At 72.1% G+C, this 21,560-nt stretch carries 20 protein-coding genes; 10 read left to right on the top strand and 10 right to left on the bottom strand.

Annotated features, from left to right (window positions below):
• Window positions 1-28: 28 nt before the first annotated feature.
• On the bottom strand, window positions 29-436 hold the full coding sequence (locus IE108_RS20185) for an SRPBCC family protein (RefSeq protein WP_064729167.1): 408 nt from the start codon (window positions 434-436) through the stop codon (window positions 29-31).
• Between the two features lie 59 nt (window positions 437-495).
• Window positions 496-954: a MarR family winged helix-turn-helix transcriptional regulator gene (locus IE108_RS20180; RefSeq protein ID WP_064729168.1), complete on the bottom strand. Its 459-nt coding sequence runs from the start codon at window positions 952-954 to the stop codon at window positions 496-498.
• Window positions 955-1,055: 101 nt separating this feature from the next.
• Here IE108_RS20180 and hemB point away from each other — a divergent pair, with 101 nt between their 5' ends.
• The gene (gene hemB / locus IE108_RS20175) at window positions 1,056-2,048 is read left to right on the top strand and encodes a porphobilinogen synthase (RefSeq protein ID WP_064729169.1); all 993 of its coding nucleotides are present in this window, start codon (window positions 1,056-1,058) and stop codon (window positions 2,046-2,048) included.
• 49 nt (window positions 2,049-2,097) lie between these two features.
• Here the strand turns inward: hemB and IE108_RS20170 are convergent, their stop codons facing one another.
• Window positions 2,098-2,814 carry a DUF4232 domain-containing protein gene (locus IE108_RS20170; RefSeq protein ID WP_064729170.1) on the bottom strand — a complete coding sequence of 239 codons (717 nt, stop codon included), beginning with the start codon at window positions 2,812-2,814 and terminating at the stop codon, window positions 2,098-2,100.
• 208 nt (window positions 2,815-3,022) lie between these two features.
• Here IE108_RS20170 and IE108_RS20165 point away from each other — a divergent pair, with 208 nt between their 5' ends.
• The 3 genes from IE108_RS20165 to IE108_RS20155 all read left to right on the top strand — a co-directional run bounded on the left by IE108_RS20165 (window position 3,023) and on the right by IE108_RS20155 (window position 6,763).
• Window positions 3,023-4,363: a helix-turn-helix domain-containing protein gene (locus tag IE108_RS20165; protein ID WP_064729171.1), complete on the top strand. Its 1,341-nt coding sequence runs from the start codon at window positions 3,023-3,025 to the stop codon at window positions 4,361-4,363.
• Window positions 4,364-4,440: 77 nt separating this feature from the next.
• Window positions 4,441-5,664, top strand: coding sequence for an aminotransferase-like domain-containing protein (locus IE108_RS20160; protein WP_064729172.1), 1,224 nt, complete (start codon window positions 4,441-4,443; stop codon window positions 5,662-5,664).
• Between the two features lie 139 nt (window positions 5,665-5,803).
• Window positions 5,804-6,763 (top strand): hypothetical protein, encoded by a 960-nt coding sequence (locus IE108_RS20155; RefSeq protein ID WP_229852185.1) that lies wholly within the window; start codon window positions 5,804-5,806, stop codon window positions 6,761-6,763.
• Window positions 6,764-6,775: 12 nt separating this feature from the next.
• Here the strand turns inward: IE108_RS20155 and argS are convergent, their stop codons facing one another.
• The gene (argS, locus tag IE108_RS20150) at window positions 6,776-8,533 is read right to left on the bottom strand and encodes an arginine--tRNA ligase (RefSeq protein WP_064729173.1); all 1,758 of its coding nucleotides are present in this window, start codon (window positions 8,531-8,533) and stop codon (window positions 6,776-6,778) included.
• 161 nt (window positions 8,534-8,694) lie between these two features.
• Here argS and lysS point away from each other — a divergent pair, with 161 nt between their 5' ends.
• A complete protein-coding gene (gene lysS / locus IE108_RS20145) occupies window positions 8,695-10,437 on the top strand; it encodes a lysine--tRNA ligase (protein ID WP_161347239.1) in 1,743 nt (580 codons plus the stop codon).
• Window positions 10,438-10,544: 107 nt separating this feature from the next.
• Here the strand turns inward: lysS and IE108_RS20140 are convergent, their stop codons facing one another.
• From IE108_RS20140 to IE108_RS20130, 3 genes are all read right to left on the bottom strand, one after another.
• Window positions 10,545-11,831 (bottom strand): DUF2637 domain-containing protein, encoded by a 1,287-nt coding sequence (locus IE108_RS20140; RefSeq protein WP_064729175.1) that lies wholly within the window; start codon window positions 11,829-11,831, stop codon window positions 10,545-10,547.
• 89 nt (window positions 11,832-11,920) lie between these two features.
• On the bottom strand, window positions 11,921-12,775 hold the full coding sequence (locus IE108_RS20135) for a DUF3558 family protein (RefSeq protein WP_064729176.1): 855 nt from the start codon (window positions 12,773-12,775) through the stop codon (window positions 11,921-11,923).
• Window positions 12,776-12,893: 118 nt separating this feature from the next.
• The gene (locus tag IE108_RS20130) at window positions 12,894-13,748 is read right to left on the bottom strand and encodes a hypothetical protein (RefSeq protein WP_064729177.1); all 855 of its coding nucleotides are present in this window, start codon (window positions 13,746-13,748) and stop codon (window positions 12,894-12,896) included.
• Between the two features lie 234 nt (window positions 13,749-13,982).
• Between IE108_RS20130 and IE108_RS20125 the strand changes: the two genes are divergently transcribed.
• Window positions 13,983-15,176 carry an RtcB family protein gene (locus IE108_RS20125; protein WP_064729178.1) on the top strand — a complete coding sequence of 398 codons (1,194 nt, stop codon included), beginning with the start codon at window positions 13,983-13,985 and terminating at the stop codon, window positions 15,174-15,176.
• A 42-nt stretch (window positions 15,177-15,218) separates the two neighbouring features.
• Here the strand turns inward: IE108_RS20125 and IE108_RS20120 are convergent, their stop codons facing one another.
• From IE108_RS20120 to IE108_RS20110, 3 genes are all read right to left on the bottom strand, one after another.
• Window positions 15,219-15,929 carry a hypothetical protein gene (locus IE108_RS20120; RefSeq protein WP_308433791.1) on the bottom strand — a complete coding sequence of 237 codons (711 nt, stop codon included), beginning with the start codon at window positions 15,927-15,929 and terminating at the stop codon, window positions 15,219-15,221.
• A gap of 281 nt (window positions 15,930-16,210) precedes the next feature.
• Window positions 16,211-16,990 (bottom strand): SDR family NAD(P)-dependent oxidoreductase, encoded by a 780-nt coding sequence (locus IE108_RS20115; protein ID WP_064731894.1) that lies wholly within the window; start codon window positions 16,988-16,990, stop codon window positions 16,211-16,213.
• Window positions 16,991-17,034: 44 nt separating this feature from the next.
• On the bottom strand, window positions 17,035-17,373 hold the full coding sequence (locus IE108_RS20110; protein WP_064729180.1) for a YnfA family protein: 339 nt from the start codon (window positions 17,371-17,373) through the stop codon (window positions 17,035-17,037).
• 114 nt (window positions 17,374-17,487) lie between these two features.
• On the opposite strand from IE108_RS20110, the gene IE108_RS20105 reads away from it, so the two are divergent.
• The 4 genes from IE108_RS20105 to IE108_RS20090 all read left to right on the top strand — a co-directional run bounded on the left by IE108_RS20105 (window position 17,488) and on the right by IE108_RS20090 (window position 21,477).
• Window positions 17,488-18,615: an LLM class flavin-dependent oxidoreductase gene (locus IE108_RS20105; RefSeq protein WP_064729181.1), complete on the top strand. Its 1,128-nt coding sequence runs from the start codon at window positions 17,488-17,490 to the stop codon at window positions 18,613-18,615.
• A complete protein-coding gene (locus IE108_RS20100; protein WP_064729182.1) occupies window positions 18,612-19,223 on the top strand; it encodes an FMN reductase in 612 nt (203 codons plus the stop codon). The genes IE108_RS20105 and IE108_RS20100 overlap by 4 nt, the downstream gene beginning before the upstream one ends.
• 61 nt (window positions 19,224-19,284) lie before the next feature.
• Window positions 19,285-20,025, top strand: a complete 741-nt coding sequence (locus tag IE108_RS20095) for a response regulator transcription factor (RefSeq protein ID WP_064729183.1) — start codon at window positions 19,285-19,287, stop codon at window positions 20,023-20,025.
• Window positions 20,026-21,477 (top strand): sensor histidine kinase, encoded by a 1,452-nt coding sequence (locus tag IE108_RS20090; protein ID WP_064729184.1) that lies wholly within the window; start codon window positions 20,026-20,028, stop codon window positions 21,475-21,477. It abuts the gene before it with no gap.
• Window positions 21,478-21,560 lie beyond the last annotated feature (83 nt).

The following is a 21,560-nucleotide window of genomic DNA, read 5'->3' as shown; positions in this document are numbered from 1 at the left end:
GGGGCGCCCCGCCTCCGTTCGACAGGGCCTACGGATCCAGCAGCTCCTTGAGGCGGGCCAGGTCGGCGGCGACCGTGGAGGCGTCGCGCTCGAAGTCGGCGTCGCTGGTCCCGGGCTGCCGGCGGACGGTGAAGACCACCTCGCTGCCCGCGCCGTCGGCGATCACGCGCACCGGGTTGTGGACGGTCTGCCCGGAGGGCAGCGTGACGTGGTGGTCGAGGACGCCCAGGTCGTTGCGGGGGACGAAGGCGACCTCGACCCGGCCCATGGGGGAGGAGGCGGCGAACCAGCGGCCGTCGACCTGCTCCATGGATTCGCCCAGCCCGTGTGCCCACGCGGGCAGGTTGGCCGGGTCCGAGGCGTAGGCGTAGACCTCGTCGACGGTGCGGTCGATGTGGACGCTGACGTGGCGCGACTGCCTGCCGGTGTCGTTCATGGCAGCGACGGTAGCGGGCCGCCCCGCGCACTTTCTTGAACGAATCGGACAGGCCTCGCCTAGTGGTGCCAGGCCCGGCCGCCGGTGTTGTGGATGAAGCGCTGGAGCACCTTCATGGTGGTCAGGTACTCCTCGTCGGAGATCCCGGCGTGGCGCTCCGTCCACAGGTCGCGCTGGAGGGCGGCCGCCTTCTCGTGGAAGGCGCGGCCCTCGGGGGTGAGAGTCAGCCGGCCGTCGGGGGACTGGGTGATCCAGCCCCGGGTGACGGTCGCGTCGATCTCCGACTCCATCACCTCCGGGCCCGCGTCGAGGTAGTTCCGCAGGAGGCGGGAGATCTCGTCGCGGGTCTTCGGGGTGCGGGCGCCAGCGGCCTGGGCGAGGACCCACCACTGCGGCTGGGTCGTGCCGATCTCGGCGAGGGCGCCGCGCGTGCGGTCGATGACGGCCTTGTAGGCGGCCCAGCTCCAGTAGCCGATGGGCTGGTGGATCAGTTCGGCGTCGCTGTGTGAGTAGTCCATGGCGCCGACCGTAGAAGCTGAAGTTTGGTTGAGGTCAAGGCCTTCCCGGTCCGACTGGTCGTCGGCAAAGGCACCGGCGGGGCGGGCGTAGCGTAGGAGGCATGACGACGTACGGATCCTTCCCCGGCACCCGGCCCCGGCGGCTGCGGACCACCCCCGTGATGCGTCGGATGGTCGCCGAGACCCGGCTCCACCCCGCCGACTTCATCCTCCCCGCCTTCGTGCGCGAGGGCGTGCGCGAGCCGGTGCCGATCGAGGCGATGCCCGGGGTCGTGCAGCACACCCGGGACTCCCTCAAGAAGGCCGCCGCCGAGGCGGTCGAGGCGGGGATCTCCGGGATCATGCTGTTCGGCGTTCCGGAGGAGGAGAAGAAGGACGCCGTCGGGACGACGGGGACGGATCCGGACGGGATCCTCCAGGTCGCGCTGCGTGACGTGCGGGCCGAGGTCGGGGACGACCTGCTCGTCATGTCCGACCTCTGCCTCGACGAGTTCACCGACCACGGGCACTGCGGTGTGCTCGACGCCGAGGGCCGGGTCGACAACGACGCCACCCTGGAGCGGTACGCCGAGATGGCCCAGGTCCAGGCCGACGCCGGTGCCCACGTGGTCGGCCCCAGCGGGATGATGGACGGCCAGATCGGCGTCGTCCGGGACGCGCTGGACCAGATCGGGCGGGAGGACGTCGCGATCCTCGCGTACGCCGTGAAGTACGCCTCCGCCTTCTACGGGCCCTTCCGCGAGGCCGTCGGGTCCTCGCTCAAGGGCGACCGGAAGACCTACCAGCAGGACGCGGCCAACGCGCGGGACGCGATGCGGGAGCTGGCGCTGGACCTGGAGGAGGGCGCCGACATGGTGATGGTCAAGCCGGCCGGCCCCTACCTCGACATCCTCGCCAAGGTCGCCGAGGTCTCGGACGTGCCCGTCGCCGCCTACCAGATCTCCGGCGAGTACTCGATGATCGAGGCCGCCGCCGAGAGGGGCTGGATCGACCGCGAGCGGGCCATCCTGGAGGCGCTCACCGGGATCAAGCGGGCGGGCGCCCGCAACATCCTGACCTACTGGGCGACCGAGGCCGCTCGCACACTGCGCTGAGCGAGCGGTGCCGGCCCCGCACGCAAGGGACGCGGGTGCGCTTGCCCCTTCAGTACTCGAGCGCGTTGGCGGCGCTGGTCTGCCAGTAGGTGACCGTCAGGGCGGTGTCGACGTACACGCCGCCGGAGGGCAGCTTCACCGTGGCGATCGAGCCGTCCTCGAACGGGATGGCGAGGGAGTCCGTCTCGTAGCCGTTCTCGCCGCTGCCGTCGCCGGACGACAGGCGCACGCCGGCGTAGCCGGACTCGCCGGGGGCCAGCGTCGTCAGCGCCTGCGGCTTGCTGGACTCGGCGACCGGCGGCACGGACTGGGCCTCGCCGAAGCGCGCCGCCGGGTACGGGGGCAGGGCGCAGGTCTTCGAGCCGGTGTTGGTCGCGGTCAGCAGCAGGTGGTTGATCGGGCGGGGCGCGTTGGCCGCGGTGATGCTCACGTCGGAGGCGGAGCACTCGCCGGGCAGGCCCGGGTCGGACTGGCCCTCGCCGGCACCCGAACCGCTCCCGGAACCACCGGCGTTGCCGGAGTTCGACGCCTGGTCGCCGGTCGTGGAGCCGGCCGACTCCGGACCCTTCCCCGAGCCGGAGTCCTCCCCTACCTCGCCCGAACCGCCCTTGGCGGAGGGCTGGTTGTTGTCGACCGAGGACGAGTGGGCGGCCGGTGCCGGGGCGCCCGAGTCGGACGTGCCGCCCTGGCAGGCCGTCAGGGAGAGCGCGGCCAGCGCCACCGTGGTGGCGGCGAAGAGGCGGGTGCGAGTGGTGCGTGCGGACATGGGTCCCCCTGTGAGTGCGGTGCATGAGGTGAGCCGCTCGACCGTTCGCCGGGAGCGGCTGCTTGGATGACCACAGCTTGCGGTGGGGTCCGTCCCGGCCGCCAGCCACCGGGGGACACCCGGGACAGTGGGACGCCGGGAACGCTCTGACCTGCGGGAACGGTGCACTTCTGGGACGCCGTACGGGGATGCGAGAGAGGGAGGAACGGTGGCGGGGGACGACTTCGCGGGACTGCTGCGGGAGTTGAAGGAGCGGTCCGGGCTGAGCTACGGGGCGCTGGGCAAGCGGCTGCACATGAGCGGCTCGACCCTGCACCGGTACGTCAGCGGGGAGGTGGTCCCCGTCGAGTTCGCCTCCGTGGAACGCCTCGCCCGCGTGTGCCGGGCGACGCCCGAGGAGATCCTCGAACTCCACCGCCGCTGGATCCGCGCGGACGCGCTGCGGGGGGTGAAGAAGGAGGAGGGCGAGCGGACCGGCGGGACGGTGGCGGCCGGGGGCACCAATTCCGAAGAGGGCGGGGATTCCGACGGGCGCGCCGAGCCCGACGGGCACGCCGAGTCCGACGGGCGCGCCGAGCCCGACGGGCACGCCGGTCGGGTGGGGGCCGAGCGGTCGGGGGCGCCCGTCGGCGCAACGCGGTCGGTTCCGCCCCGCCGCCGGATCCCGCGCGCCGCGCTCTACGCCGCGACCGGCGTCGTGGCCGTCAGTGCCGCCGTCGCGCTCGTCGCGAACCTCGTGCCGGGCACGGACGACGACGGCGGACGGGACGGCCGGGCCGGAGCCGTAGCGCACAGCTCCGCACCCGTGACCGGGACCGCCTCCCGCCCCGGGTCGCCGAGCGTCTCCGCCTCCCCGTCACCCTCCGCCTCCCCGACCGGCTCCCCCTCCGCGTCCCCCTCGCGTCCGGGCGCGGGCACCGCGTCGCCCAGCCGCCGGGCACCCGCCGAGGGCCCCGTGCTGACGGTGTCGACGACGCCCTACTACTGGGACGTGCCCTGCGACCACGCCTTCCTGGTCGACCGCAGCCCGAAGAACGTGCCGAAGCCACCGCCCCAGCAGGACGCCGTCGGCTGGGCCACGCCCCTCAACGCGGTCTCCGCCAACCGGCAGATGACCGTCCTCACCGTGCAGGGCACCGGGCCGGAGACGGTGGTGCTGGAGGACCTGCACGTCCGCGTGGTCAGCAGCGGGCCCGCGCTGGACTGGAACCAGTACGTCATGGGCAACGGCTGCGGCGGGCAGGTGGACGTCAAGGCCTTCGACGTCTCGCTCGACCTGGGCACCCCGCTGGCGACGCCGATCGGGGGCCAGCGGGACTTCCCGTACAGCGTCAGCGAGTCCGACCCCGAGGTCTTCCACGTCAACGCCCACACCAGCGGCCAGGACGTCAGCTGGTACCTGGAGCTGGAGTGGTCCAGCGGCGGCCGGCACGGCACGCTGCGCGTCGACGACCACGGCAAGCCCTTCCGCACCAGCGCCTCCAAGGACACCTCCTACTACGCGTATCCGCTCGGCAGCGACGCCTGGGAGTTCGTCCCGGCCCAGTGAGAGCCCGCCGGGGGGGGGCGGTGTCCGCATCACGGAAAGGTGCGTGTAGGCGGCACGTACGTCTCTAGGCTGCGGCCATGACCGTGACCGACACCGCGGGTGTCCACAACGCCGCCCCCCTGCCCCCGCTCGCCGCGCGGGCCCGGTCGACCGGCGGTTCGCCGGTACGGGACATCCTCGCCGTCACCGCCCGTCCCGAGGTGATCAACTTCGCGGGCGGGCTGCCGGCGCCCGAGCTGTTCGACGCGGAGGGCATCGCCGCCGCCTACCGTGACGTCCTCGCGGAGACTCCCGCGCGGGCCCTGCAGTACTCCACCACCGAGGGGGAGCCCGTCCTGCGGGCCGCGCTCGCCGACCGCACCTCGGCCCGCGGACTGGCCACCGGCCCCGACGACGTCCTCGTCACCACCGGCTCGCAGCAGGGCCTCTCGCTCCTCGCCACGGCGCTGCTCGAACCCGGCGACACCGTCCTGGTCGAGAGCCCCTGCTACCTGGCCGCGCTCCAGGCCTTCGCCTTCGCGGGCGCCCGGGTGGTCGCCGTACCCGGGGACGAGGACGGCATCGATCCCGGGGCGCTGGAGGAGCTGGTGGTGCGCGAGCGGCCCAAGCTGCTCTACACGGTCCCCACCTTCCAGAACCCCACCGGGCGCACCATGCCGGCCGCCCGCCGGGCCGCCGTGGCCGAGATCGCGGGGCGGTGCGGGCTGTGGATCGTCGAGGACGACCCGTACGGCGAGCTGCGCTTCGAGGGCGGGCGGGTGCCGTGGATCGCGTCCTGCGACGGGGCCCGCGACCGGACCGTGCTGCTCGGCTCCTTCTCCAAGGTCATGGCACCCGGCCTGCGCCTGGGCTGGCTGCGGGCGCCGGCCGGTCTGCGCCGGGCCTGCGCGGTCGCCAAGCAGGCCGCCGACCTGCACACCCCGACCGTCAACCAGCTGGCCGCCGCCCGGTACCTGGCCGACCGGGACCTGGACGCGCACGTCGCGCGGGTCGCCGCCGCCTACGGCGTCCGCCGCGACGCCATGCTCACGGGCCTCACTGACGCGCTCCCGGCGGGGTCGCGGTGGACGCGTCCCGAGGGCGGCATGTTCCTGTGGGCGCGCCTGCCCGAGGGGTACGACACCACCGCCCTGCTGCCCGAGGTGGTCCGGCACGACGTGGCATACGTGCCCGGCGCCCCCTTCCACGCCGGCACCCCCGACCGCGCCACACTGCGGCTGTGCTTCGTCACCCAGACGCCGGACGAGATCGCGGAGGGACTGCGGCGGCTGGGGGCGGGGCTGCGGGGGGCGGGGGCGTAGGCCCCGCTGCTACCGGAACGGATGGGGAATGTGCGCTTCCAGTGGTTTGTGTGCGGTAACGGTGGATAGCCAACTGGTCGTTGTGCGACACCAGTTCGGGCGCTGACTCGGCGCCCGACTCACGAAGGGGGAGGCATCCGTGCGTACCCGCACCGGATGGCGACGCGCCCTGCTCGGCGCGTTCGCGAGCCTGACCGCGACCATCGGCCTGACGGCCGGCCTGTCCACGCCCGCCGCGGCCGCCGCCGGCACGCCGGTGGCCGTGACGAAGTACAGCCACAGCAGCGAGGCCGGCGACTACATCGGGCAGGGCGCCAAGGCCGCCTACACGCCCGCGACAGCCACCATCACGGCCGGCGGCGACGCCGAGTACGTGCGCTTCCGGGTCTGGGTGGAGAGCGAGGAGGACCTCACCTGGTGGGACGTCGAACTCGCCGCGCCCCGGGGGGAGAAGCTGCGGCCGGGGGTCTACCGGAACGCGGAGCGGGCCTCGTTCCGCACCGGCCGCTCACCGGGGCTCGACGTCTCGGGTGACGGGCGGGGCTGCAACGAGGTGTGGGGCCAGTTCTCGGTCAACCAGATCGAGACGGACGGAACCGGCGCGATCACCGCCCTGGACGCGAGCTACGTTCAGCGCTGCGAGAGCGCGGACGCGCCGGCCCTCCGCGGCGCCGTCAAGTACCAGGCCCATCCGCTCGGTTACCAGTACACCAGTGACGCCGGGGACTACGTCGGCCAGGGCGCCGCGGCCACCCACCTGGGCTCCACCAGCACCTTCTCGCTCCGCCCGTACGGCGACGGCGTCCAGTACGGCGTCTCCGGCAAGCGGCAGGACTGGAGCGCCATCCTGACTCCGCCCGCCGGTGAGCGGTTCGAGGCCGGCCGCACCTACCGCGCGCAGCGCGGCGGCGGAGAGGGCGTGGCCGGGCTGGACGTCTTCGGCAACGGGCGCGGCTGCAACGAGGTGAGCGGCGAACTGGCCGTCCAGCGTCTCGCGTTGGGCGAGGACGGCACGATCGAGGCGTTCGCCGCCACCTTCGTCCAGCACTGCGAAGGTGCCGGGCCGGCGTTGCGCGGGACGATCCGCTACTACGCCTGACCCGGCCCGTCGTCAGAGGCGCTCCGGCGTCCTGATGCCCAGCAGGGCCATGCCCCGGTGCAGGGTGCGGGCCGTGACGTCGCACAGGAAGAGGCGGTTCTCGACCTGCTGCGGCGTCTCGGCCTTCAGGACCGGGCACTTGTCGTAGAACGACGTGAACAGCGACGCCGCCTGGTACAGGTACGCCGTCAGCTTGTGCGGGGCGTACTCCGCGGCCGCCTCGAAGACCGTGTCCCCGAACGCGTCCAGGTGCAGGCCCAGCGCCCGCTCCGCCGCGTGCAGCTCCAGCTCCGGGTGGGCGGCGGGGGCGACCTCGCCGGCCTTGCGGAGGATGGACCGGATACGGGCGTAGGCGTACTGGAGGTAGACGCTGGTGTCGCCGTTGAGCGAGACCATCTGGTCCAGGTCGAACTTGTAGTCCCGGCTCGGCGACGTCGACAGGTCCGCGTACTTCACGGCGCCGATGCCGACCTGGGCGGCCCGCTCCTGGATCTCGTCCTCGGTGAGGTCCCGCGCCTTCTCCCGTACGACCTCGGCCGCCCGCTGCACGGCTTCGTCCAGCAGGTCCTCCAGGCGCACGGTCTCGCCCGCACGCGTCTTGAAGGGCTTGCCGTCCGCGCCCAGCACCGTGCCGTAGCCCATGTTGTGCGCCGTGACGCCGTCGTTCAGCCAGCCGGCCCGGCGGGCGGTCTCGAAGACCATCCTGAAGTGCAGCGACTGGCGCACGTCGACGACGTACAGCAGCGTGGTGGCGTCCAGGTCCTGGACGCGGTTGCGGATCGCCGTCAGGTCGGAGGCCGCGTAGCCGAAGCCGCCGTCGGCCTTCTGCACGATCAGCGGGACCGGCTGGTCGTCCTTGCCGCGGATCTCGTCGAAGAACACCACCAGCGCGCCCTCGGAGCGCACCGCGACGCCCATCTCCTCCAGGAGGCGGGCGGTCTCCGGCATGCCCTCGTTGTACGCGGACTCGCCGACGATCTCGTCGTCGCGGATCTCCATGTCGAGCTTCTCGAAGACCGAGTAGAAGTAGACCTTCGACTCGTCCACGAACTGCTGCCACAGCTCCAGCGTCTCCTTGTCGCCGGACTGCAGGGCGACGACCCGCTTGCGGGCCCGCTCCTTGAACTCCTCGTCCGCGTCGAAGACCGCGCGCGACGCCTTGTAGACCCGGTTCAGGTTCGACATGGCCTGCTCGCCGTCGACGTCCTCGGCCGGGGCCAGCTCGCCGGGGTGCTCGAACAGGTACTGGATGAGCATGCCGAACTGGGTGCCCCAGTCGCCGATGTGGTGCCGGCCGATCGTCCGCTCGCCGGTGAAGTCGAGCATGCCGCGCAGGGCGTCGCCGATGACCGCGGAGCGCAGGTGGCCGACGTGCATCTCCTTCGCCACGTTCGGCTGGGCGTAGTCGACGACCGTGACGCCCGCGTCCTCCTTCAGCGGCACGCCGAGGCGCTCGCCGTCCGCGTACCGCGCGGCCAGGTTCTCGGTGATCGCCCGGTCGCCGACGGTGATGTTCAGGAAGCCGGGGCCGGAGACCTCGACGTCCTCGATCAGGCCGCCGGTGGTGATCCGCGCGACGACCTCGGCGGCCAGCTCCCGCGGGTTCGCCTTGGCCTTCTTGGCCAGCGCGAGGATGCCGTTGGCCTGGTAGTCCGCCCGGTCGCTGCGTCGCAGCAGCGGGTCCGCGCCGGCGGCCTCCGGCCGGGTGGCCGAGAGCGCGGACGCGAGATGCTGCTGGACGGAGTCGCTGAGGGACGTGACCGAGGCCATGGAGTGGCTGCCGTTCTGCTCGGGTTCGTGGAGTAGTACAGAAGCCGAGTATCCCACGCGGTGAAAAGCGGTTTTCGCGGATGCGGGCCGGGCTGGGAGAATGGAGCGGTCAGCCGTGCGACCGTACCGGCTGCCCGAGCAGAACCATCAGGAAAGAGGACGTGCCGATCGTGGCTCAGAGCACAGAGACCACCGACTGGGTCTCCCGTTTCGCGGACGAGGTCATCGCCGAGTCGGAGCGCCGTGCCCCGGGCAAACCTGTGGTCGTCGCGTCCGGACTCTCCCCGTCGGGCCCCATCCACCTGGGCAACCTCCGCGAGGTCATGACCCCGCACCTGGTCGGCGACGAGGTGCGCCGCCGCGGGCACGAGGTCCGGCACCTGATCTCCTGGGACGACTACGACCGCTACCGCAAGGTCCCCGCCGGCCTCGCGGGCGTCGACGAGTCCTGGGCCGAGCACATCGGCAAGCCGCTCACCTCCGTACCCGCCCCGAACGGCTCCCCGCACCCGAACTGGGCCGAGCACTTCAAGGCCGCGATGACCGAGTCGCTCGCCGAGATGGGCGTGGAGTTCGACGGGATCAGCCAGACCGCGCAGTACACCTCCGGGGTCTACCGCGAGCAGATCCTGCACGCCATGCGGCACCGCCGGGACATCGACGCGATCCTCGCCCAGTACCGGACCAAGCCCAAGGCGGCCGGCAAGAAGTCGCAGAAGCCCGTCGACGAGGCCGAGCTGGAGGCCGCCGAGGGCTCCGGCGCCGCCGCCGAGGACGACGGCAGCCAGGGCTCCGCCGGGTACTTCCCGTACAAGCCGTACTGCGGCAACTGCGAGAAGGACCTGACCACGGTCACCGCGTACGACGACGACTCGACCGAGCTGACGTACGCCTGCACCGCGTGCGGCTTCTCCGAGACCGTCCGGCTGAGCGAGTTCAACCGCGGCAAGCTGGTCTGGAAGGTCGACTGGCCGATGCGCTGGGCCTACGAGGGCGTCGTCTTCGAGCCCAGCGGCGTGGACCACAGCTCGCCCGGCTCGTCGTTCCAGGTCGGCGGGCAGATCGTCGGGATCTTCGACGGCGAGCAGCCCATCGGCCCGATGTACGCGTTCGTCGGCATCAGCGGCATGGCGAAGATGTCGTCGTCGAAGGGCGGGGTGCCCACCCCGGCCGACGCGCTCAAGATCATGGAGCCGCAGCTGCTGCGCTGGCTGTACGCCCGCCGCCGCCCGAACCAGTCCTTCAAGATCGCCTTCGACCAGGAGATCCAGCGGCTCTACGACGAGTGGGACCGCCTCGACGCCAAGGTCGCCGACGGCTCCGCGCTGCCCGCCGACGCCGCCGCCCACGCGCGTGCCGTGGGCACCGCCACCGGTGAGCTGTCGAGGACGCCGAGGCCGCTGCCGTACCGCACGCTCGCCTCCGTGGCCGACATCACCGCGGGCCACGAGGACCAGGCGCTGCGCATCCTCAGCGAGCTGGACCCGGCGAACCCCCTGGCCACGCTGGCCGAGGCCCGCCCGCGCTACGACAAGGCCGAGGCGTGGATCAACACCCAGGTCCCCGCCGACCAGCGCACCGTCGTGCGCCGGGAACCCGACGCCGAGCTGCTGAAGTCGCTCGACGAGCCGAGCCGGCAGTCGCTGCGGCTGCTGCTCGACGGGCTGGCCGGCCAGTGGTCCCTGGACGGGCTGACCCACCTCGTCTACGGCGTGCCCAAGGTCCAGGCCGGCTTCTCCGCGGACGCCACGCCCAAGGAGCTGCCGCCGGAGATCAAGACCGCCCAGCGGACGTTCTTCGCGCTCCTCTACCACCTGCTGGTAGGCCGCGACACCGGCCCGCGCCTTCCCACGCTGCTCCTCGCGGTGGGGCAGGAGCGGGTACGGACCCTGCTCGGGGAATGACCGCGGCGGCGCGGAGGGCTTGAGGCGGTCTGCGGTGCCGCCGCCCGAGCGGGGCGACCCGCCGGACGGCGGCACCGCCGCGCCCGCCCGGCGCCCGCCGGGACGTCCTACGCGATGTGCTCGTCCTCGAGTTCCGCCGTGTGGCGTTCCTGGAAGCGCATGACCATGCGCTTGGCGTCCGCGTCCAGCACGGAGATTCCGTAGGTCGCCTCGACGTTGTAGCCGAACTCCCGCGGCGTCGGGTAGCCGCTGCCGCCGATCGACTGCTTGAAGACCTGGTAGTACGCGTCCTCGTCCGGCTCCGCCTGGAGGGTGCCGCCGCCCTCGCCCAGTTCGCGGGTGCGGTGCGGGCCCACCGGGATGGGGAAGCTGCCGGTGTCCTCCGGGGAGGGCTCCTGGACGGGCGGGGGCTCCTCGAACTGCTGCCGGTACTCGTCCGCCTGCCGCTGCTCCGCCATCCACTGCTCGTACGCCGGGTCGTACCCGGGGTCGTAGTCGCCGCGGTACTCCACGGACTGCGGGTCCCGGGCGTGCAGCCACGGGTTCTGGTCCGCCTCGGGCTCCTCCGGCACCGGCTCCGGCTCGCGGCCGTCGGTCAGCTCCGGACGCTGCTCCGGGGCCGGCTCGGCCTTGCGCAGCGAGGGCGGCGCCCCGGCGTCCAGGCCGGCCTCCTCGGGCCGCGGCGCCGGCGGCAGCAGCGCCGGTTCGATGCCCGCCGCCGCCAGGCCCGCCGGAGCGGTCTGCGCGAGCGGGACGCCGTAGCGGGCCAGGCGCAGCGGCATCAGCGACTCGACCGGTGCCTTGCGGCGCCAGGCACGGCCGAACCGGGAGCGCAGCCGGGCCTGGTAGACCAGCCGCTCCTGCTCCAGCTTGATGACCTGCTCGTAGGAGCGCAGCTCCCACAGCTTCATCCGCCGCCACAGCAGGAAGGTCGGCACCGGCGAGAGCATCCAGCGGGTGAGGCGGACGCCCTCCATGTGCTTGTCGGCCGTGATGTCGGCGATCCGGCCGATCGCGTGCCGGGCGGCCTCGACGGACACCACGAACAGGATCGGGATCACGCCGTGCATGCCGACGCCCAGCGGGTCCGGCCAGGCCGCCGCGCCGTTGAACGCGATCGTCGCCGCCGTCAGCAGCCACGCCGTCTGGCGCAGCAGCGGGAAGGGGATCCTGATCCAGGTCAGCAGCAGGTCCAGGGCGAGCAGCACGCAGATGCCCGCGTCGATGCCGATCGGGAAGACGTAGCTGAAGTTCCCGAAGCCCTTCTTCAGCGCCAGTTCACGCACCGCCGCGTACGAACCCGCGAAGCCGATCCCGGCGATGATGACGGCACCGAAGACGACCATGCCGATGAGAACGCGATGCGTCCGTGTCAGCTGAAGTGGCGCGGCCACCCGTACTCCCCTCCCAGTGCCTGTTGTTGCGCGCAACAGGGTGGCACATGTGTACGGGGAACGGGTGGCCGGTGGGTCGATACGGTCCGTCAGCCCGACTTCGACGCCGATGCGGAGGGCTTCTTGGAGGCCGGCTCGGACGCCGAGGGCGAGCTGTCCGCCCCGCCGCCGTTGGCCTTCGCCACCGCGGCCACCGCCTCCTTGGCCGCCTTCTGCGCGTCCTTCACCAGGTCGTCCCCGTCCGGCGTCTTCTCGCCGGCCAGGCCCGCGCCGTTGTAGTCGACGGTGACGACGACGTTCTCGACGCGCGCCACGACCGTCTGCTGCTTGAAGGTGCCTTCCTTCTTCTTCAGGTCGTAGCGCACGACCGAGGCCTCGTCGCCCGTGCCGGAGACCGGCGCGGTCTTGAGGCCCTTCGCGCCCTCGGCGCTCTGCGCGTCGCCGACCTGCTTGGTGTAGTAGGCGTGCGCCAGCTCGTCGCCCGCGCCGCGCGTCGCGTCCGAGTCGAAGCGCAGCATCGACACGCTCAGCCAGCGGAACTGGGAGCCCTTGACCCCGTTGTCGTCGAGGCTGTCCCAGGAGCAACTGACCCGGGACGCGGTGTCGTTGGAGGCGCCCTCCTTGCCGGAGTCGCCCTTCGGCACCAGGTCCTCCAGCGACTTCTTCGACAGCACGGAGCACGGCTCCGGAAGCTTCGCGTACGCCGCCGCCCGCACCGTCGGGGACGGGCTCGCGGACTGGGACGCGGCCGACTTCTCCGCGGCCGCCTTGTCCTGCCCGTCACCGGAGCCGGAGTCCGAGGAGCAGCCGGCCACCACCAGGACGGCGGGGACGGCGGCCGCGCAGACGGCGGCGCGGGTCAGCCGCGACGCTTTCCGCTCTCGCTGCTCACGCTTGTCTCGCTGGTCACGCTGGGCTCGTAGCTGCATGGTTCCTTCACTCATGGCGCTCGTGGTTCCTGCGGGTCGGAACGGGTCCGAGGAGCCACCGTACGCGGTGAAGAAATCGTGCGGACCCGCTTCGGGTGCGGCGCCCGCGCTCGCGAGCGGGTCGCCGGCGGACTCAGCCGCCGAGTGAATCCGCCAGCTGGGAGGCGAGTTTCCGGGCCATGTCCTGCATTTCCTCGCTGTCCGGCACGACTCCGAGCGTCGCCGACTGCTCCGCGTACTCGATGGTCACCACGACGTTCGACGTGCGGAACGCCACAGTGACGGTGCGCTGTTTCGCGGTCGAACCGGAGTCGTTCAGCTCGTCGTCGAGGTATCCCTCGTCGCCGAGGTCGTCGAGGAGCCGGGGCTGGAGTTCGGCCGGCGTGGCACCCGCCGACGGGTCCGACGAGGCGTCACCGGACGGTGTGGCGCCCGAGGGCGTGGCGGAGGGCGAGCCGGACGACGGGGTGCCCGACGGGGAGTCCGAACCCGTCGCCGCGCCGGACCCGGAGGGGGACCCCGAATCCGGGACGACCGGCTCGGGCAGGTCGGCGTCCGCCACCCGCTTGGTGAAGAGCTGCTCGGCCTGGCTGTCGTCGCTCACCGCGGTGTCGTACGACACCACCCGCTCGAAGTCGACGAGGAGGTGGTTGGCGGCGTCCGCCGAGTCGACCTTCCAACGGCAGCCGACCTTGCGGTCCGTGTCGTACGCGAGCGTCGGCTCCCCCTTGTACGCCTTCTCGCGCTGCACCTCGTCCGGGATCTCCGCGAGGCCGGGCAGCAGGGTGTCGAGCGTCTTGTCCCCGACCGCGCCGCACGGCTCCGGCAGGGTGCGGTACCTGCCCGGCTCGGCGGCCTCGGTGGCGACGCCCGGCTGCCCCGGGTTGGAGTCGTCGGCGGTGGCGCCGTCGCCGGAGCCGCCGGTGCAGCCGGCCAGCAGCACCGCGAGGCAGGCGGCGACGCCGGGTACGTAGGCCTTCCGCTGCACGGTGCGGCTCCTCTCGCCGGGGTGGCTGTGGTTCGGAACGCTTCGGGACGCGTCGAGACTCCAGTGTCCCCGCTGGTTAATCGCTTGCCGCACGGGGGCGTCCCCTGGAGACAATGTGTATCGCACGCGCTGCCGTGAACGCCGGTCGGCCATCCCTTTGGTCGTCATTGGCTCCGGTTTTTGCGCTTCGACACTTCTGTTTGGTTTCCGGGGGAAAAGGACGAGGGGGACGTTATGTCGTACGTGGAGATGCCGGGCGCGAAGGTGCCGATCCGGATGTGGACCGACCCGGCGACGGTCGAGGACGTGGCGCTCCAGCAGCTCCGCAACGTCGCGACCCTGCCGTGGATCAAGGGCCTGGCGGTCATGCCGGACGTGCACTACGGCAAGGGCGCGACGGTCGGCTCCGTGATCGCGATGCGGGGCGCGGTGTGCCCGGCGGCGGTGGGGGTCGACATCGGCTGCGGCATGTCGGCGGTACGGACCTCCCTGACCGCCAACGACCTGCCCGGCGACCTCTCCCGGCTCCGCTCGAAGATCGAGCAGGCGATTCCGGTGGGGCGGGGGATGCATGACGACCCGGTCGAGCCGGGGCGCTTCCACGGGCTCGCGACGAGCGGGTGGGACGACTTCTGGGGGCGGTTCGACGGGGTGGCGGAGGCGGTCAAGTTCCGGCGGGAGCGGGCTGGGAAGCAGATGGGTACGCTCGGATCCGGCAACCACATGATCGAATTCTGTCTCGATCAGTCCGGTGTGGTCTGGCTCATGCTGCACTCCGGCTCGCGCAACATCGGCAAGGAGCTCGCCGAGCATCACATCGGCGTCGCCCAGAAGCTCCCGCACAACCAGGGCCTGGTCGACCGAGACCTCGCGGTGTTCGTCGCGGACACCCCGCAGATGGCGGCGTACCGCAACGACCTGTTCTGGGCGCAGGAGTACGCGAAGTACAACCGCACGCTGATGATGGCGCTCTTCAAGGACGTGGTCCGCAAGGAGTTCAAGAAGGCGAAGCCGGTCTTCGAACAGGAGGTCTCCTGCCATCACAACTACGTGGCTGAGGAGCAGTACCAGGGGATGGACCTGCTGGTTACGCGTAAGGGCGCGATCCGTGCGGGTTCCGGCGAGTACGGCATCATTCCCGGCTCCATGGCCACCAGCTCGTACATCGTGCGGGGGCTGGGGAACGAGAAGGCCTTCAACTCCGCCTCACACGGTGCAGGCCGACGTATGAGCCGCAATGCCGCGAAGCGGCGTTACACCGTGAAAGACCTGGAGGAGCAGACGCGAGGTGTCGAGTGCCGGAAGGACTCCGGAGTGCTGGACGAGATCCCGGGTGCTTACAAGAACATCGACCATGTAATGGAGCAGCAGCGCGACCTCGTCGAAGTCGTGGCGAAGTTGAAGCAGGTCGTATGTGTGAAGGGCTGAGGTGGAGGGCCCCCGGACCAACCAGGGGCCCCGGTCAGCCGGTCACTGTTCGCTGGGTAGTGGCACTTGTCCGGAGCGGAGGCGCCACATGCGGAGGTTGCAGCTCTGCGGAGTCCTGCCGAGGGCTTCCGCGGCCCCCGTCGGGCTGTTGAGCTTCAACAGGATCCGGTCTTCCGTCGCGGTCCAACGTCGTCGGGTGTGAGCGGACCTCATCCGGGCGGGCCGCACCCACGCGGCGAGTGAGTCAGCGGCAGCGTGCTTGCGCTTCAGGGAAAGGCAGCCGGGGTAGTACAGGTCCGCTGCCAGACGCTGGGCCGCCTCCATGGCGTAGAGGACGTTGTAGATGCCGTCTCGTCCGTTGCGCTTGATCGTGCGCTGTACGCCGGCCACCTGCTTGCCGTAGTCGCAGAGGTAGTGGCCGATGGCGGTGCTGGCCGTGGTGAGGGAGACGAAGGGGAAGCCCTTTCCGGTGTAACCCACCGACCCGTCGGCGTCGACAACGCCTCGGAGGTAGTCACGGCTCGCGAACTCGCCGCGGGGCGGCGAGATGGACTGTGATTTGCGGCCGTACGGCAGGCCGAGCTTGTTGAGTAGCGTCCTGGCTTCCAGTGAGTACAGCGACCACACCGCCGTGTGAGAAGTCCCGGCGAAGTTGGTGGACCGGATGCGCTCAGTGACGCTGCTGTAGAACGGCGTGAGCTTCTGGAACTGGCGGAGAAGATCGACGTCCCGCACGCTGATCTCGGTGGTCAAGCGACCTTTCTGGCCCGCACTTTGAGAGAGGTGTCCGTCGGCTTGCAGGAATCCGAACATGTACGCGTACTCGGGGACCCTCAGGTCCATGAACTGATGACCGCTAGGCTCGCGTTCAGCCACCGGGAAGCCCTACTTCCGGGTTGGTCAGGTTCTCGGTCGGGACCGGTATCCCGGCCGAGGACCGTCACGTTGGATGTTGTGGCGCGAGCCTAGATCGCCAGTTCAAGAGCCGTTCGTGCAATCGGAATCGCTTCACTCCTGTGAGTTACTCACCGGTGTCAGCCTTCCCGGTGCACCTTCGTGTTCGACGCCTGGGCGCGGGGGCGGACCACCAGGAGGTCGATGTTGACGTGGGCGGGGCGGGTGATCGCCCAGGTGATGGTGTCGGCGACGTCGTCGGCGGTCAGGGGGGCGGCGACGCCCTGGTAGACCTTGGCCGCCTTGTCCTCGTCGCCGGAGAAGCGGGTGAGGGCGAACTCGTCGGTCTTGACCATGCCGGGCGCGATCTCGACGACCCGGACCGGGCGGCCGACGATCTCCAGGCGCAGTGTCTCGGCCAGGACGTGCTCGGCGTGCTTGGCGGCGACGTAGCCCGCGCCGCCCTCGTAGGTGGCGAAGCCCGCGGTGGAGGAGACGACGACCACCGTGCCGTCGCCGCTCGCCTCCAGCTTGGGGAGCAGGGCCTGGGTGAGGTTCAGGGTGCCGAGGACGTTCGTCTCGTACATCCGGCGCCAGTCCTCCGGGTCGCCGGTGGCCACCGGGTCGGCGCCGAGCGCGCCGCCGGCGTTGTTGACCAGGACGCCGATCGTCTTGAAGGCGGTGGCGAACTCGTCGACGGCCTCGCGGTCGGTGACGTCGAGGGGGTAGGCCGTCGCCTGGTGGCCGGCCGCCTCGATCTCCTCCGCCAGCGCCTCGATGCGGTCCTTGCGGCGGGCCGTGAGGACGACCCGGTACCCGGCCGCGGCGAGCTGCCGGGCCGTGGCGGCGCCGATGCCGCTGCTCGCACCGGTCACGACGGCGATGCGGGAGGCGGCGGACGGGGCGGCTGCGGTGGCCATGGGCTGCTCCTTGGTGAGGTGCGGGACGTCGCGGTCCAGGGTAGTCAGCCCCCGTTGCGGGGTGCCCACATGATCACGGCCATCCCGGCGAGGCAGACCAGCGCCCCCGTGACGTCCCAGCGGTCGGGCCGGTAGCCGTCGGCCGCCATGCCCCACAGGATCGAGCCGGCCACGAAGATCCCGCCGTACGCGGCGAGGATGCGGCCGAAGTGGGCGTCGGGCTGGAAGGTGGCGACGAAGCCGTAGGCGCCGAGCGCCAGGACGCCGCCGGCCGCCCAGAGCCAGCCGCGCTGCTCGCGCACCCCCTGCCAGACCAGCCAGGCGCCCCCGATCTCGAAGAGGGCGGCGACGGCGAAGAGGGCGGCGGAGCGCAGGACGAGCATGTGGGCAGCTTCGCACGGTCACGTTCCCCGGCTTGGGCCGCCGTGGAATAAGGGCGGGGGGTCGTCCGTTCACCGGTATAGTTGAAGCGTCAACAAACCGGAGGTTGAGCGACCATGCAGTTCGGCATTTTCAGCGTCGGCGACGTCACGCCCGACCCGACCACGGGCCGTACGCCGACCGAGCGCGAGCGGATCAAGGCCATGGTCGCCATCGCGCTGAAGGCCGAGGAGGTCGGGCTCGACGTGTTCGCGACCGGCGAGCACCACAACCCGCCGTTCGTCCCCTCGTCGCCGACGACCATGCTCGGCTACATCGCCGCCCGCACCGAGCGGCTGGTCCTGTCCACCTCCACCACGCTCATCACCACCAACGACCCGGTGAAGATCGCCGAGGACTTCGCGATGCTCCAGCACCTGGCCGACGGCCGGGTGGACGTGATGATGGGCCGCGGCAACACCGGGCCCGTCTATCCCTGGTTCGGCAAGGACATCCGCCAGGGCATCAACCTCGCCGTCGAGAACTACGCCCTGCTGCACCGCCTGTGGCGCGAGGAGGGTGTGGACTGGGAGGGCCGGTTCCGTACCCCGCTCCAGGGCTTCACCTCGACGCCCCGGCCGCTGGACGGCGTCGCCCCCTTCGTCTGGCACGGCTCCATCCGCTCCCCGGAGATCGCCGAGCAGGCCGCGTACTACGGCGACGGCTTCTTCCACAACAACATCTTCTGGCCCGCCGACCACACCAAGCGGATGGTCGAGCTGTACCGGCAGCGGTACGCGCACTACGGGCACGGCACCCCCGAGCAGGCGATCGTCGGCCTCGGCGGCCAGGTGTTCATGCGGAGGAACAGCCAGGACGCGGTGCGCGAGTTCCGGCCGTACTTCGACGTCGCGCCCGTCTATGGGCACGGCCCCTCCCTGGAGGAGTTCACCGAGCAGACGCCGCTGACCGTCGGCTCGCCGCAGCAGGTGATCGAGAAGACCCTCGCCTTCCGCGACTACGCCGGCGACTACCAGCGCCAGCTGTTCCTGATGGACCACGCCGGCCTGCCCCTGAAGACCGTCCTGGAGCAGCTCGACCTGCTCGGCGAGGAGGTCGTGCCGGTGCTGCGGAAGGAGTTCGCCAAGGACCGCCCGGCCGGCGTGCCGGACGCCCCGACCCACGCGTCCCTGCTGGCGGGCGCGCGCAAGGACGTTCGCGAGGACGTTCGCGAGGACGTTCGCGAGGAAGGAGTACGGGCATGAGGCTCGTCGTCGTCTCGGCGGGACTGAGCGTCCCGTCGTCCACCCGGCTGCTGGCCGACCGGCTGGCCGTCGGCACCGCCGGGCGGACGGCGGCGGAGGTCCGGGTGATCGAGCTGCGCGACCTCGCCGTGGAGATCGCGCACACCTTCACCAACGGCTTCCCGCCGCCACCGCTGGCCGACGCGTTCGCCGCGGTCGCCGAGGCCGACGGCGTGATCGCGGTCACGCCGGTGTTCTCGGCGTCGTACAGCGGGCTGTTCAAGTCGTTCTTCGACGCGCTGAGCGTCACCGACGAGGACGCCCTGGCCGGCAAGCCGGTGCTGATCGGCGCGACCGGCGGCACGGCCCGGCACTCGCTGGTCCTCGACCACGCCCTGCGTCCGCTGTTCGCCTATCTGAAGGCCGTGGTCGTCCCCACCGGCGTCTACGCCGCCTCCGAGGACTGGGGTGCCGAAGGCCTCGACGGCCGCACCGAGCGGGCCGCGGGGGAGCTGGCGGCGCTCATGACGGGCCTGTCCGGGGCGGACCGCCCGCGGCCCCGCCGCGACTCCTTCGAGGAGGTCGTGCCCTTCGAGCAGCGCCTCGCCGCGCTGCGGCCCGCCGGGTGAGTTCCCGGTGAGGGTCCGGGCCGTCGGACCGTGCCGCCGGCGGCCTTGGCAGACTGGACGGGTGCCCCGGACTGTTCTGCTCGCCGAAGACGACCGCGCGATCCGGCACGCCCTGGAGCGTGCCCTCACCCTGGAGGGGTACCGGGTCACCGCGGTCGCCGACGGCGCCGAGGCGCTGGCCGAGGCCCACCGCGGCCGGCCCGACGTCCTGGTGCTGGACGTGATGATGCCGGGCGTCGACGGCCTCCAGGTCTGCCGCGAGCTGCGCGCCGAGGGCGACGCCACCCCGATCCTGATGCTGACCGCGCTGGTGGAGACCGCGGACCGGATCGCGGGCCTGGACGCGGGCGCCGACGACTACGTGGTGAAGCCCTTCGACGTCGAGGAGGTCTTCGCCCGCCTGCGCGCCCTGCTGCGCCGCACGGACCGCACGGACCCCGCCGAGCGCGCGGAGGCCGCCGCCGACGACCGGGCCGCGCCGCCCGAGGACGCGCCGGACGACCGGTACCCGCAGGCCGCCGGGCTGCGCATGGACCCGAGGGCCCGCCGAGCCTGGCGCGACGGACGCGAGCTGGAACTGACCCGCACCGAGTTCGAACTCCTCGAACTGCTGGTCCGCAACGCGGGCACCGTGCTCGACCACTCCACGATCTACGACCGCATCTGGGGCTACGACTTCGGCCCCGGCTCCAAGAACCTCGCCGTCTACGTCGGCTACCTGCGCCGCAAACTCGACCAGCCGGGCGCCCCGCAGCTGATCCAGACCGTGCGCGGCGTGGGTTACGTGCTGCGGGCGGACTGAGTGGGCCCCTCCCCGCTCGGGCGCCGGCCCCGGCTGCTGTCGCTGCGGACGACGTTCGCGGTGTCCTTCGCGACGATCACCGCGGTCGTCACGGTCCTCGTCGGCGGGCTCTCCTACAACGCGGCCGCGCGGCTGGTCCGGGTCGACCAGGAGTCCGTCTTCGAGCAGGCGGCGGGCGAGCTGCGCGCCGAGGTGCGCAGGCAGCGGCTGTCCCCGGGCGACTTCTCCTCCTCCGCGCCGGGCCACGACATCGTGCGCCCGGCCCGCACCGACGTACAGGTCCTCGGGCCGGACGGCGGGATCCTCGACCCGGCCGGACCGCGGCTGCCGGTGACCGCCTCCGACCGGGACACCGCCGGCGCCGCCGAGGCCGGGCGGGTGGTCCAGCACGACGACGTCGACGTCGGCACCGACGTCTTCCGGGTGGCGACCGTCTCCCTCGGCGGCGGCCGGGGCGCGGTGCAGGTGGCGCAGGAGTTCAGCGACACCGAGGACCTGCTGCGCGCCCTCCAGCGCCGGACGCTGCTCCTGATGGCGGCGGTGGTGCTCGCCGCGGGCCTGTTCGGCTGGTGGCTGGCCCGGCGCATCACCCGGCGCCTGGTGGTCCTCACCTCCGCCGCCGAGAACGTCGCCCGCACCCGCAGGCTCGGCGTCCAGGTCCCGGTCACCGGCCCCGACGAGGTGGGGCGCCTCGGCCGCGCCTTCGACCTCATGCTGGGCCGGCTCGCCCAGTCGGAGGAGGACCAGCGGCGCCTGGTCCAGGACGCCGGGCACGAGCTGCGGACGCCGCTGACCTCGCTGCGGACCAACATCTCCCTGCTGCGCCGCATCGACGAGCTGCCGCCCGCGGCCCGCGGGGAACTCGTCGCCGACCTCGGGCAGGAGGCCCGTGAGCTGACCGACCTGGTCAACGAGCTGGTCGAGCTGGCGGCCGGCCAGTTCGCGGGCGAGCCCCCGCAACCCGTCGACCTCGGCGAGCTGGCCGGGGACGTGGCGGTGCAGGCCCGGCGCCGCACCGGCCGCGCGATCGGCGTGCGCGTCTGCGGCGCGACCACGGCCGAGGCCCGGCCCGCGATGCTGACCCGCGCGCTCTCCAACCTGGTCGAGAACGCCGCGAAGTTCGACCCCGACGGCACCGGGCCCATCGAGGTGGTCGTGGCCGGACCCGCCCGGCCGGGCCCGATCCGCGTGGAGGTCCTGGACCGCGGCCCCGGCATCTCGGACGCCGACCTGGCCCGGGTCTTCGACCGCTTCTACCGCGCCGCCGACGCCCGCTCCCGGCCCGGCTCGGGGCTCGGCCTGTCCATCGTGCGCGAGGTGGCCCTGGCCCACGGCGGGGCCCCGTTCGCGTACCGGCGGGACGGCGGCGGTTCGGTGATCGGCTTCACGGTGGCCCCGGCGGCCGCGGGTACCGGGCGGGACGCGGCGGACGGCGAGGGCCGCCGCAGCTAGGGCCGCCGCCCCTCAGTCCGCCCCGTCGGAAGCGGTTCGGAAGCGGGTCGTCGCTGGTGCCGGAAGCGGTCGTGCTGGTGGGC

The organism is Streptomyces parvulus (genome assembly GCF_014648855.1).
GTDB lineage: Bacteria > Actinomycetota > Actinomycetes > Streptomycetales > Streptomycetaceae > Streptomyces > Streptomyces parvulus.
The sequence above is the reverse complement of the archived record's forward strand: the minus strand, read 5'-3'. Positions and strand labels throughout refer to the sequence as shown.

Excerpts from the sequence above, each read along its gene's own strand:
- IE108_RS20185 (WP_064729167.1), bottom strand. The coding sequence starts at position 436 with ATGAACGACACCGGCAGGCAGTCGCGCCACGTCAGCGTCCACATCGAC.
- IE108_RS20180 (WP_064729168.1), bottom strand. The coding sequence starts at position 954 with ATGGACTACTCACACAGCGACGCCGAACTGATCCACCAGCCCATCGGC.
- hemB (WP_064729169.1), top strand. The coding sequence starts at position 1,056 with ATGACGACGTACGGATCCTTCCCCGGCACCCGGCCCCGGCGGCTGCGG.
- IE108_RS20170 (WP_064729170.1), bottom strand. The coding sequence starts at position 2,814 with ATGTCCGCACGCACCACTCGCACCCGCCTCTTCGCCGCCACCACGGTG.
- IE108_RS20160 (WP_064729172.1), top strand. The coding sequence starts at position 4,441 with ATGACCGTGACCGACACCGCGGGTGTCCACAACGCCGCCCCCCTGCCC.
- argS (WP_064729173.1), bottom strand. The coding sequence starts at position 8,533 with ATGGCCTCGGTCACGTCCCTCAGCGACTCCGTCCAGCAGCATCTCGCG.
- IE108_RS20135 (WP_064729176.1), bottom strand. The coding sequence starts at position 12,775 with ATGAGTGAAGGAACCATGCAGCTACGAGCCCAGCGTGACCAGCGAGAC.
- IE108_RS20125 (WP_064729178.1), top strand. The coding sequence starts at position 13,983 with ATGTCGTACGTGGAGATGCCGGGCGCGAAGGTGCCGATCCGGATGTGG.
- IE108_RS20115 (WP_064731894.1), bottom strand. The coding sequence starts at position 16,990 with ATGGCCACCGCAGCCGCCCCGTCCGCCGCCTCCCGCATCGCCGTCGTG.
- IE108_RS20110 (WP_064729180.1), bottom strand. The coding sequence starts at position 17,373 with ATGCTCGTCCTGCGCTCCGCCGCCCTCTTCGCCGTCGCCGCCCTCTTC.
- IE108_RS20105 (WP_064729181.1), top strand. The coding sequence starts at position 17,488 with ATGCAGTTCGGCATTTTCAGCGTCGGCGACGTCACGCCCGACCCGACC.
- IE108_RS20100 (WP_064729182.1), top strand. The coding sequence starts at position 18,612 with ATGAGGCTCGTCGTCGTCTCGGCGGGACTGAGCGTCCCGTCGTCCACC.